The sequence below is a fragment of the Kitasatospora sp. NPDC003701 genome (assembly GCF_053587085.1).
In genome coordinates, this window is record NZ_JBSFNM010000085.1 from 1 (window position 1) to 11,944 (window position 11,944).

Annotated in this window: 5 protein-coding genes; 2 read left to right on the plus strand and 3 right to left on the minus strand. The window is 73.5% G+C overall.

Annotated elements, in window-relative coordinates; genetic code table 11:
- Both ACWDRR_RS40735 and ACWDRR_RS40740 read left to right on the plus strand, forming a co-directional pair.
- On the plus strand, positions 1 to 8,207 hold an 8,207-nt coding region (locus ACWDRR_RS40735; RefSeq protein ID WP_449777359.1), incomplete at its 5' end, for an SDR family NAD(P)-dependent oxidoreductase.
- Between the two features lie 77 nt (positions 8,208 to 8,284).
- On the plus strand, positions 8,285 to 8,932 hold the full coding sequence (locus ACWDRR_RS40740) for an MOSC domain-containing protein (protein WP_449777360.1): 648 nt from the start codon (positions 8,285 to 8,287) through the stop codon (positions 8,930 to 8,932).
- Positions 8,933 to 9,137: 205 nt separating this feature from the next.
- Here the strand turns inward: ACWDRR_RS40740 and ACWDRR_RS40745 are convergent, their stop codons facing one another.
- From ACWDRR_RS40745 to ACWDRR_RS40755, 3 genes are all read right to left on the minus strand, one after another.
- A complete protein-coding gene (locus tag ACWDRR_RS40745) occupies positions 9,138 to 9,548 on the minus strand; it encodes an SDR family NAD(P)-dependent oxidoreductase (RefSeq protein ID WP_449777361.1) in 411 nt (136 codons plus the stop codon).
- Between the two features lie 218 nt (positions 9,549 to 9,766).
- Positions 9,767 to 10,606, minus strand: coding sequence for an ABC transporter permease (locus tag ACWDRR_RS40750; protein WP_449777362.1), 840 nt, complete (start codon positions 10,604 to 10,606; stop codon positions 9,767 to 9,769).
- A gap of 311 nt (positions 10,607 to 10,917) precedes the next feature.
- On the minus strand, positions 10,918 to 11,916 hold the full coding sequence (locus ACWDRR_RS40755; protein WP_449777363.1) for an ATP-binding cassette domain-containing protein: 999 nt from the start codon (positions 11,914 to 11,916) through the stop codon (positions 10,918 to 10,920).
- Positions 11,917 to 11,944 lie beyond the last annotated feature (28 nt).

Genomic DNA, 11,944 nt, shown 5'->3' on the forward strand with positions numbered 1-11,944 from the left:
AGTTCCGGGCCGTGGTCGGGGGCCTGTCCTTCGCCGAGCCGACGATCCCGGTGGTCTCGAACCTGACCGGCTCCCTCGCCACGGGCGAGGAGTTGGGCGCGCCGGAGTACTGGGTGCGCCACGTCCGGGAGGCGGTCCGCTTCGCCGACGGTGTGCGCACTCTGGAGGCCCAGGGTGTCACCCGCCTCGTGGAGTTGGGTCCGGACGGGGTGCTCTCCGCGCTGGCCCGCGAGTCGGTGACCGAGGACGTCTTCACCGTCCCCGTGCTGCGCAAGGGTCGTGGCGAGGAGGCGACCGCGCTGCGGGCGCTGGCCGAGCTGCACGTTCGCGGCGTGAAGGTCGACTGGACGGCGCTGCTGGCCGGCACCGGCGCCCGGCAGGTCGAGCTGCCGACCTACGCCTTCCAGCACCGGCGGTTCTGGCCCTCGGTGATGACGTTCGCCGGCAGCGCCGAGTCCGTCGGGCTGAAGCCCCTGGAGCACCCGGTGCTGTCGGGCGTGGTGGAGTTGGCGAGCGCGGCGGGGTTCGTGTTCACCGGCCGTCTGTCGGTGCAGTCGCAGCCGTGGCTCGCGGATCACGTGGTGCTGGGTTCGGTTCTGGTTCCGGGCACCGCGCTGCTGGAACTCGCGATGCGGGCGGGCGACGAGGTCGGGTGCGACCTGGTCGAGGAGTTGACGCTGGCCGCGCCGCTGGTGCTGTCGGACCGGGGTGAGGTGCGGGTACAGGTGTGGGTGGGCGAGCCGGACGAGTCCGGCCGGCGCGCGCTGAGCGTGCACTCCCGCCCCGCCGGCGCTGACGAGGCGGTGTGGACGCTGCACGCCAATGGCGTGCTGGCCTCGGGCGTGATGCCGGTGGTGTTCGATGCGGCGGTGTGGCCGCCGGTGGGTGCCGAGTCGTTGGATGCGACCGGTGTCTACGACCGGTTCGCGGAGGCCGGGTTCGAGTACGGCCCGGCGTTCCAGGGACTCCGGGCGGCCTGGCGGCTCGGCGACGACCTGTTCGCCGAGGTGGCGCTCCCCGAGGGCGTGGACGCCGGGGCGTTCGGTCTGCATCCGGCTCTGCTGGACGCCTGCTTGCACGCCTCGTCCTGTGTCGGTGGCGAGCAGCGGGGCCGGGGCAGCGTGCCGTTCGCGTGGTCGGGTGTGTCGCTGCACGCCTCGGGCGCCTCGGCGGTGCGGGTACGGCTGACCCGGACCGGCGAGGACTCGCTGTCGCTGGCGGTGGCGGATGCTTCGGGAGCGCCGGTCGTCACGGTGGCGTCGTTGGTGGCCAGGCCGATCAGCGCGGAGCAGCTGGGCAGGACGGAGGCCGTCACCCGGAATGCGTTGTTCCGGGTGGACTGGTCGCCGGTGACGGTCGCGGACGACGGACAGACTTCTGTTCTGACTGTCGGTCAGGACATTGACCTGGCTTCGTTGGTGAATGTTCCGGGCGTGGTGTTGGTCGAGTTGCCCGCCGGGCCCTCCTCGGGTGTGCCGGAGTCCGTGCATGTGGTGACCGCGCGGGTGCTGGGTCTGGTGCAGTCGTGGTTGCTGGAGGAGCGGTTCTCGGCGTCGCGGTTGGTGTTCGTGACGCGTGGTGCGGTGTCGGGTGTGGATCTGGCGGGCGCCGCGGTGTGGGGTCTGGTGCGGTCGGCGCTGTCGGAGAATCCGGGCCGGTTCGGTCTGGTGGACCTGGAGGGCGTGGACGAACTGCCCCCGGGGGTAGCGGTGTCGGACGAGCCGCAGGTCCTGGTGCGCGACGGTGAGGTGTTGGCGGCGCGGCTGGTTCGGGTGCCGGTCGTTGAGTCGGAGACGGTCTCGCCGTGGGCCGGTGCCGGGAGGGTGATGGTCACGGGTGGCACGGGTGGTCTGGGCCGGGTGGTGGCTCGTCATCTGGTGGTCGAGCACGGTGTGCGGAGTCTGCTGCTGGTGAGCCGTCGTGGTGCTGAGGCGGAGGGTGCGGCGGAGCTGGTGGCCGAGCTGGCGGCGTTGGGTGCGGAGGTGCTGGTCGAGGCTTGTGATGTCGCGGATCGTGCGGCGGTGGCCGGGTTGGTCGCTCGTCATCCGGTCGGTGCGGTGGTGCACGCGGCGGGTGTGCTCGACGACGGGGTGGTCGGTTCGCTGACGCCGGAGCGATTGTCGGCGGTGTTGCGTCCGAAGGTGGATGCGGCGTGGCATCTGCACGAGGCGACCAAGGACCTGGACCTGTCGGCGTTCGTGGTCTTCTCCTCCGTGTCCGGCACCTTCGGCGGCCCCGGCCAGGCCAACTATGCGGCGGGCAACGCGTTCCTGGACGCGTTGGCGCAGTACCGCCGCGCCGCCGGTCTGCCGGGCGTGTCGCTGGCGTGGGGGCCGTGGACCCGGGACGGCGGTATGACCGGCGCCCTCGGCGACGCCGACGTCGAGCGGATGACGCGTTCCGGAATGCCGCCGCTCACGCCGGAGCAGGGCCTGGCGCTCTTCGACGCGGCCACGTCCCACGAGGAGCCGGCCCTCCTCCCGGTCCGGCTGGACCTGGCGGCCCTGCGTGCACGGGGTGAGGTGCCCGCGTTGTTGCGCGGCCTGATTCGGGTGCCGGTACGTCGAACCGCCACGAGTGGGGCAGCGGCCGAGCTGGTCCGGCGGCTGTCCGGCCTGCGGGCGGACGAGCGCCGTGAGGCGGTGCTCGACGTGGTGCGTGCGCAGATTGCGCTGGTGCTGGGGCACGTCGGTGTGGCCGAGGTGGAGGCGACGAAGGCGTTCCAGGATCTCGGGTTCGATTCGCTGACGGCGGTGGAGCTGAGGAACCGGCTCGGTGCGGTGACGGGTCTGCGGTTGCCGGCGACGGTGGTGTTCGACTACCCGTCGGCGGAGGTGTTGGTGCGGTTCCTGCTGGACGAGCTGTTCGATGGCGAGACCGAGGTGTCGCGGGTGGCGACCGGGTTGCCGTCGGTGGCGGATGACCCCGTGGTGATCGTGGGGATGGCGTGCCGGTACCCGGGTGGGGTGCGGTCACCGGAGGGCCTGTGGCGGTTGGTTGCGGACGGAGTGGACGCGATCTCCGACTTCCCGACCGATCGTGGCTGGGAGGTGGAGTCGCTGTTCGATCCGGACCCGGATCACCTCGGCACGTCGTACACGCGCTCGGGCGGCTTCCTGTACGAGGCCGGGGAGTTCGACGCGGAGTTCTTCGGGATGAGTCCGCGTGAGGCGTTGGCGACGGATGCGCAGCAGCGGTTGTTGCTGGAGACGTCGTGGGAGGCGTTCGAGCACGCGGGTCTCGACCCGGTGTCCCTGCGCGGCAGTCGGACGGGTGTCTTCGCGGGCGTGATGTACAGCGACTACGCCGGTCTGCTGGGCGGGCGCGAGTTCGAGGGTTACCAGGGCAGCGGCAGTGCGCCGAGCATCGCTTCGGGCCGGGTGTCGTACACCTTGGGGTTGGAAGGCCCGGCGGTCACCGTGGACACGGCGTGCTCCTCGTCGCTGGTGGCGATGCACCTCGCGGCGCAGGCACTCCGGTCCGGGGAGTGCTCGCTGGCCGTGGCCGGCGGGGTGACGGTGATGTCCACCCCGACGACGTTCGTCGAGTTCTCCCGGCAACGCGGCCTCGCGGCGGACGGCCGGAGCAAGGCCTTCGCCGATGCCGCCGACGGTGTGGGTTGGGGTGAGGGCGTGGGCGTGCTGGTGCTGGAGCGCCGGTCGGACGCCCGGCGCAACGGGCACCGCGTGTTGGCGGTGCTGCGCGGTAGCGCGGTGAACCAGGACGGCGCGTCGAACGGCCTGACAGCACCCAATGGCCCTTCGCAGCAGCGGGTGATCCGCCAGGCGCTGGCCAGCGGCGGTCTGTCGCCCGCCGATGTGGACGCGGTGGAGGCACACGGCACCGGGACCAGGCTCGGTGACCCGATCGAGGCGCAGGCGCTGCTGGCGACCTACGGTCGGGACCGTGAGGCCGAACGGCCGTTGCGGCTCGGCTCGGTGAAGTCGAACATCGGTCACACGCAGGCGGCGGCGGGTGTGGCCGGTGTGATCAAGATGGTGATGGCGATGCGCCACGGCGTGCTGCCGAAGACGCTCCACGTCGATGCGCCGTCCTCCCACGTGGATTGGAGCGAGGGCGCCGTCGAGCTGCTGACGGAAGAGACGGAGTGGCCGCAGGGCGCGGGTCCGCGTCGGGCGGGCGTGTCCTCGTTCGGGATCAGCGGCACCAACGCGCACGTCGTGCTGGAGCAGGGCGAGCCGGCGGACCTCCCGGCCGTCGAACAGCCCGTGGTGACGCCCGGCGTGGTGCCGTGGGTGCTGTCGGGGCGGACCGTGAGGGCTCTGCGGGATCAGGCGGCGAGCCTGCTGTCCCACGTCCATGACCAGGCCGAGCTGTCCCCGCTGGATGTCGCGTGGTCGTTGGCGACCGAGCGGTCGGGGTTCAACCACCGGGCGGTGGTGCTGGCTTCGGACCGTGCGGCGGCGCTGGCCGCGCTGGCGGCGGGGGAGTCCGTGGCCGGTGTGGTCGAGGGCTCGGTGCGTGTGGGCAAGCGTGCGTTCCTGTTCTCCGGTCAGGGGTCGCAACGGCTCGGCATGGGACGGGAGTTGTTTGCCAGGTTCCCGGTGTTCGCGGAGGCCTTCGACGCCGTCTGTGCGGAGCTGGTCGGGGTGCGGGAGGTGGTGTGGGGCGAGGACGCCGAGCTGCTGAACCGGACCGTCCATGCCCAGGCCGGGCTCTTCGCCGTCGAGGTGGCGCTGTTCCGGTTGCTCGAATCCTGGGGTGTGCGGCCGGACTTCGTGGCCGGTCACTCGATCGGTGAGGTCGCTGCCGCCCACGTCGCGGGGGTGTTCTCGCTGGCGGATGCCTGCGCGCTGGTGGCGGCGCGGGGCCGGCTGATGCAGGCGCTGCCGGAGGGCGGTGCGATGCTCGCCGTGCAGGCCACGGAAGGCGAAGTCCTTCCGCTGCTGGGCGAGTTCGTCTCGATCGCGGCGGTCAACGGGCCCGCGTCCGTCGTGGTTTCCGGCGGGCAGGAGGCGGTCGAGGCGATCCGGGCCCACTTCGAGCAGCAGGGTCGCAAGGCGACCCGGCTACGGGTGAGCCACGCGTTCCACTCGCCGCTGATGGACCCGATGCTCGAAGAGTTCCGCCAGGTGGTCACGGGCCTGCGGTTCAGCGCGCCCACCATCCCCGTCGTGTCCAATCTGACCGGCGGACTCGCCACGGCCGAGCAGCTCTGCGCCCCGGAGTACTGGGTGCGCCACGTCCGCGAGGCGGTCCGCTTCGCCGACGGTGTACGCATCCTGGAGGCCCAGGGCGTCACCCGCTTCCTGGAGTTGGGCCCCGACGCGGTGCTCTCCGCGCTGGCCCGCGAGTCCGTCAGCGACGACGCCCTCACCGTCCCGGTTCTGCGCAAGGGCCGGGACGAGGAGGAGACCGTGCTGCAGGCGCTGGCCGCGCTGCACGTCCACGGCGTGAAGGTCGACTGGCGGGCGCTGCTGGCCGGTACCGGCGCCCGGAGCGTCGAGCTGCCCACCTACGCCTTCCAGCACCAGCACTACTGGCCGGCCGCTGTGCCCGGTGGCGTCCGGGGTGCCGAGGCCCTGGGGCTGCGGCCCGCCGAGCACCCCCTGCTCTCGGGTGCGGTGGAGCTGGCGGGGTCGGCCGGGTTCCTGTTCACGGGTCGGCTGTCGGTGCAGACCCAGCCCTGGCTGGCGGACCACGTGGTCCTCGGCTCGGTGCTGGTGCCGGGAACGGCGCTGCTGGAGCTGGCCCTCCGGGCCGGGGACGAGGTCGGCTGCGACCTGGTCGAGGAGCTCACCCTGGCCGCGCCGCTGGTGCTGCCCGAGCAGGGCGGCGTGCAGGTCCAGGTGACGGTCGGCGGCGTGGACGAGGACGGGCGGCGGGCGATCAGCGTGCACTCCCGGCGGGGCAACGCCGCGCAGGAGCCGTGGACGCTGCACGCGAGCGGCGTGCTGACGAACGGGGCGGCGCCGGCGCCGTTCGAGGCGGCGAGCTGGCCGCCGGCCGGGGCGGAGCAGTTGGACGTGTCCGACCTCTATGACGGCTTCGCGGAGGCCGGGTTCTCCTACGGGCCGGTGTTCCGGGGGCTTCGGGCCGTCTGGCGGCTCGGTGACGACCTGTTCGCCGAGGTCGCGCTGCCCGAGGGCGTGGACGGCGGTTCGTTCGGTCTGCACCCCGCGCTGTTCGACGCGAGCCTGCACGCGGTCGCGGCGGGCGCGGGGGAGGGCGGGTCCGCCGGCGGGGTGCCGTTCTCGTGGTCCGGGGTGTCGCTGCACGCGGTCGGCGCTACGGCTCTGCGGGTGCGCTTGTCGCGCACGGCGGCCGGTGGTCTGTCGCTGGCGGTCGCGGATGTCACCGGTACGCCGGTCGCCTCGGTGGAGTCGCTCGTCGTCCGGCCGATCGCCGCCGAGCAGCTGGGCGGGTCGGGGAGTGTCGCCCGGGACGCGATGTTCCGTCTCGACTGGGTGCCGGTCGCGGCGCCGGACACCGACCCCGTTCCGCACGTGACCCTGGGGCCGGACGCGGATCCGGCGTCGTTGGCGGAGGTCCCGGGCGCGGTGCTGGTACCGGTCACCGGCGAGGCCTCGGTCCGGACGCCGGAGGCCGTGCGGGCGCTGACTTCGCGCGTGCTGGGCCTGCTGCAGTCGTGGCTGGCCGACGAGCGGTTCGCGGCCTCGCGGCTGCTGTTCGTGACGCGTGGTGCGACCTCGGGCGCCGATCTGGCCGGCGCGGCCGTCTGGGGCCTGGTGCGGTCGGCGATCGCGGAGAACCCGGGCCGGTTCGGCCTGGTGGACCTGGACGGCCCCGAGGATGCCGTCCCGGCGTGGGTCCCGGCGCTGGACGAGCCGCAGGTGCTGGTGCGCGGCGCCGAGGTGCTGGCGGCGCGGCTGGCCCGGGTGCCGGCCCCGGAGGCACCGGCCGCCCCGGTGTGGGCCGGCGCCGGGACGGTGCTGGTCACCGGCGGGACGGGGGGCCTCGGCCGGCTCGTGGCCCGTCACCTGGCGGCGGCCCACGGGGTGCGGAGCCTGCTGCTGGTCGGCCGCCGCGGTGCGGAGGCCGACGGCGTGGCCGAACTCGTCGCCGAGCTGGCGGCGTCGGGCGCCGAGGCGACGGTCGAGGCGTGCGATGTCGCGGACCGCGCCGCCGTGGCGGACCTGCTGGCGCGCCACCCGGTCCGCGCGGTGGTGCACGCGGCGGGCGTGCTGGACGACGGAGTGATCGGCTCGCTCACGCCCGAGCGGCTCGCGACGGTGCTGCGGCCCAAGGTGGACGCGGCGTGGAACCTGCACGAGGCGACCGAGGCGCTCGACCTCACGGCCTTCGTCACGTTCTCCTCGGCGGCCGGCACCCTCGGCACCCCGGGGCAGGGCAACTACGCCGCCGCCAACGCCTTCCTGGACGCACTCGCGTGCCACCGGCGGGCCCGGCGGCGGCCGGGGCTGTCCCTCGCCTGGGGTCCGTGGGCGCGCACCGGCGGGATGACCAGCGGGCTCGGCGAGGCGGACGCCCGGCGGATGGCGCGGGCCGGGATGCCGCCGCTGGCCGCGGCGGACGGACTCGCGCTCTTCGACAGCGCGCTGGCCGGCCCGGAGCCGACCGTGCTGCCGGTCCGGCTGGACCTGGCGGCGTTGCGGGCGCGGGGCGAGGTGCCGGCGCTGCTGCGCGGGCTGGTCCGCACGCCCCTGCGCCGGACCGCGGCCACGGGCGCCGACGGCGCCGCCGACCTGGTCCAGCGGCTGTCCGCGCTGCCCGGGACCGAGCGGCACGGGGCCCTGCTGGACGAGGTGCGCGGCCAGATCGCCGCCGTCCTCGGGCACACCGGCGGGGCCGAGGTCGATCCGGAGCGGGCCTTCCAGGAGCTCGGCTTCGACTCGCTCACGGCGGTCGAGCTGCGGAACCGGCTGGGCGCGCTGGCCGGGGTCCGGCTGCCGGCCACCCTGGTCTTCGACCACCCGACGACGCTGGAGCTCACGGACCACCTGTTCGCGCTGTTGGAGCTCGCTCCGGATTCGGAGGCCGGGCCGGGGGCGCTGCTGGCCGACCTGGAGAAGCTGGAGAAGGCGTTCGCCGGCCTGGAGGTCGGCGAGGAGTTCCACGAGCAGGTCGCGGGGCGGCTGGAGGTGCTCAGGTCCAGGTGGGCCGCGCTGCGCGGCGCCGCCGCCCCCGGCGCCGCCTTCGACTTCGACTCGGCCTCCGACGAGGACGTCTTCGACCTGCTGGACAAGGAGTTGGGCCTGTCGTGACGACTGGACGACCGATTCCGGGAGGGTCGGAGGAAATGAGTCGCCGGAGCGTGGACGAGGCCGTACCGTCACGCCTCATGAAGCTGCTCTCCGTCAATGTCGGCAGGCCCCGGCCCAACCCGTGGAAGGGCTTGGGGGCGACGGGCATCGACAAGCGGCCCGTCGACGGCCCGGTCGCCGTGAGCTCCCCCGGCCCGAAGGGCACCGGTGAGGTCGGTCTGGCCGGCGACCGGGTGTACGACGTGAAGCACCACGGCGGCGTCGACCAGGCCGTCTACGCCTACGCCCGAGAGGATCTCGACGGCTGGGAGGGCGAGTTGGGCAGGACGCTCGGGAACGGCGCCTTCGGGGAGAACCTCACGAGCCTGGGCCTGGACGTCAACGGTGCCCTGATCGGCGAGCGTTGGCGGATCGGGTCGGACGTCGTGCTGGAGGTGTCCTGCGCGCGGATCCCGTGTGCGACCTTCCAGGGCTGGCTGGAGCGTGACGGCTGGATCAAGCGGTTCACCCGGGCCGCACGGCCGGGAGCGTATCTGCGCGTGATCGAGCCCGGAGACATCCGGGCCGGTGACCCGGTCGAGATCGTGCACCGGCCCGGTCACGAGGTGACCGTCGAGCTCGTCTTCCGTGCGATGACCCTGGAACCGGAACTGCTGCCGCGACTGCTGGTCGCCGAGGCACTGCCGCCGGAAGCGAAGCAACTGGCCCGCAGACGCTCGGTATAGACCTCGTCCTCGACCGTCCGGCGTGTGACGGCCGGGCCGTGACCGCCGGTGGACGGCCCTCGGGCCCGGTCCTGTCCGCGGGCGCAGGGGGGAGCGGCGGGCGCGAAGGAACGCGCCCGGGTTGATCGCTGTGCTCGTCCGGCGATGGCGGCCGGTCGTGACGGGCGGCTGCCCGGTCCTGCCGGCGCCGGGCAGCCGCCCGCCGTCAGGAGGTGGGGACGGCGGTCACCAGGCCCCCGTCGACGGCGATGTCCTGGGCCGTGATGTAGGACGACCGCGGGGACAGGAGGAAGGCCACGGTCTCGGCGATGTCCTGGGCCCGGCCGAGCCGCCTCAGCGGCACCTGGGAGCGGATGGCATCGTGCGAGGCGGGGTCCGGGTTGGCCGCATCGAACATCTCGGTGACGATGTAGCCCGGGCTGATCGAGTTGACCCGGATGCCCCGCTCGGCGAGATCACTGCCCAGCGTGCGGGCCAGATTGTGGACGGCGGCCTTGGTGGCCGCGTACACCGGTGCGACGGCCGGGCCCCGGTGCAGGGTCCACGAGGCGTTGATCACGACAGAGCCGCCACCCGCCGCCTCCAAATCGGTCACATCATCGGTGCTGGAGGTCATGACCACAGCCTCGCGACCAACCGTCGGGTCAACCAGGGCCGGAACAACCGGGGTCTCCCGGAGCCCCCTTCCGCGGGCAGCCGAGACCGCCGTCACCCCGCCGCCCCGGACGTCCGACGACGCGACCCGCACCGGCCCCGGGCGTCAACCCCCGAAGGACTTCCGGGGCCGACCACCTGGTGGAGGACCGGGCCCGGGGACTGCCGCGTCCGCGCCGCCTACAGCGGGCGGCGGAAGCCGAGTACCGCGAAGACGGCGCCGATCGCGGCGATGACACCGCTGAACAGCAGGGCGGGCACGATGGCGTCGGCGCCGGGGATGCCGAGGGCGAGGGCGCGGGTGGCGTCGATCGCGTAGGTGAGGGGGTTGACCCGGGCGACCGCGCCCAGCCAGGCGGGCAGGTCGGCGACCGGGATGTAGGCGCTGGAGGCGAACATCATGGGCAGCACGGCGATGATGGCGAGGTTCTGCATCGGTTCGGCGCGCCGCAGCCAGGCGCCCGCGGCGATGAACGCCCACCCCAGGGCCCAGCTGATGAAGAGGGTCAGCCCGACCGAGGCGGCGATCTCGGCGACTCCGCCGTGCGGCGAGTAGCCCAGCAGCGTGACGGCGAGCAGGAGGATGATGACCGCCTGGACCGCGCTGCGGACCAGGTTCGCCAGGCTGCGGGCGACCAGCAGCGAGCTCGGGTGGATCGGCAGTGAGCGCAGCCGCGCCACGATGCCGTTCTTCATGTCGTCCACCAGCCCGACGCCGGACTGCACGGCCGACTGCACGGCGTTGTCGACCAGGACGGCCGACAGGACGAAGTCGAGGTAGCTGACTCCCTCGGGGAAGTGCGGCGGGGCCCCCATCTTGCTGAAGACCTGGGTGAGCACGAACAGGATGACGACCGGTTGCAGCAGCCCGAACAGCACCACGCCGGGGTCGGTCACCAGGGCTCGCAGCGAACGCCCGGTGAGGACCCGGATCTGCAGGAGCATCGAACTGCCGGCCCATCGCGCGGGTGGCGCGGCCACCGCGCCGGTTCGCACCGCCGTGCGCGTGCTGGTACTCATCGGGGACCTCCGTGGATACCCCCGGCTTTGGCCGGGGGAGGAAACGGACCGCCTGCGGAGCAGGTCGGGGGGCGGCGTTCCGCCGTCGGGGCGGACCGCCGTGCGGGTGGCCGCAGGTCGTTGTCAGTGCCTGTCGGTAGGTTGATCTCGTGCATCCCAGGTACTCGTTTCGGATCCGTCCGACGGTGGGTCAGCGGCAGCCGCCGGCCCGTACGTTCGGGTGCGCGCGGGTGGTGTACAACGATGCGCCTGCCCTGCGTAGGGCGGCGTGGAAGGCGGACCGGACCCCGTGCTTCAGCGCGGGGAGGATGTCAATCGACCGGTCCTCCCGGGGGCGGCGCGGGCTGTGCCGCGAGGGTGAGGTAGACGTCGTCGAGGCTCGGTTCGGCGAAGGCGAGCCCGGCGGCCTCGATGCCGACCTTGTCGAGGGCCCGGACCACGTGCGCCATCTCCCTCGACGCCTGGACGGGGACCACGATCGAGGCGTCCGTGGCGCCGGTCACCGGCTCCAGTCCGGCCTCCCGCAGGGCCATCACGGCGATCTGCGGATCGTCCGCGCCGTCCAGCGCGACGCTGACGGTGCGCCGGCCGACCCTGGCCTTGAGTTCCGCCGCCGTCCCGCTCGCGATCACCGCCCCGGCGGCGAGCACCACGATCGAGTCCGCCAGCCGGTCGGCCTCGTCCAGGTACTGCGTGGTGAGCACGACCGTGGTGCCCTCGGCGACCAGGCCCTCCACGATCTCCCAGAGGCGCAGCCGGCTCGACGGGTCCAGGCCGGTGGTCGGCTCGTCCAGGAAGATGACCTCCGGCCGGCCGACCAGGCCGGCGGCGAGGTCGAGGCGCCGGCGCAGCCCGCCGGAGTAGGTGCCGGCCCGGCGGGTGGCGACCTCGCGGAGTGCGAAGAGGTCCAGCAGCTCGTCGGCCCGGGCGCGGGCCGCCCGGCGGTCGGCGCCCAGCAGCCGGGCGAGCAGGACGAGGTTGTCGCGCCCGCCGAGGTGGCCGTCGACCGAGGCGAACTGTCCGGTGAGGCCGATGCGTCGGCGGATCTCACGCGGCTGCCGCACGACGTCGAAGCCGGCGACCGAGGCCCGGCCCGAGGTGGGTGGCAGGGTGGCGGTGAGGATGTTGACGAGCGTGGTCTTGCCCGCTCCGTTGTGCCCGAGCAGGGCGAGGACGGTCCCGCGGCGCGCGGAGACGGTCACGGAGTCGAGTGCCCGGACGCTGCCGAACACCTTGCTCAGCTCGTGCGCCTCGATCATGACCTCCCCGGGCGGTCGGGGGAGGGGTGGTGGAGGGGTGGGCCCGGTCATGGGTGGTCTCCCGCGGTTGGACGGTCGG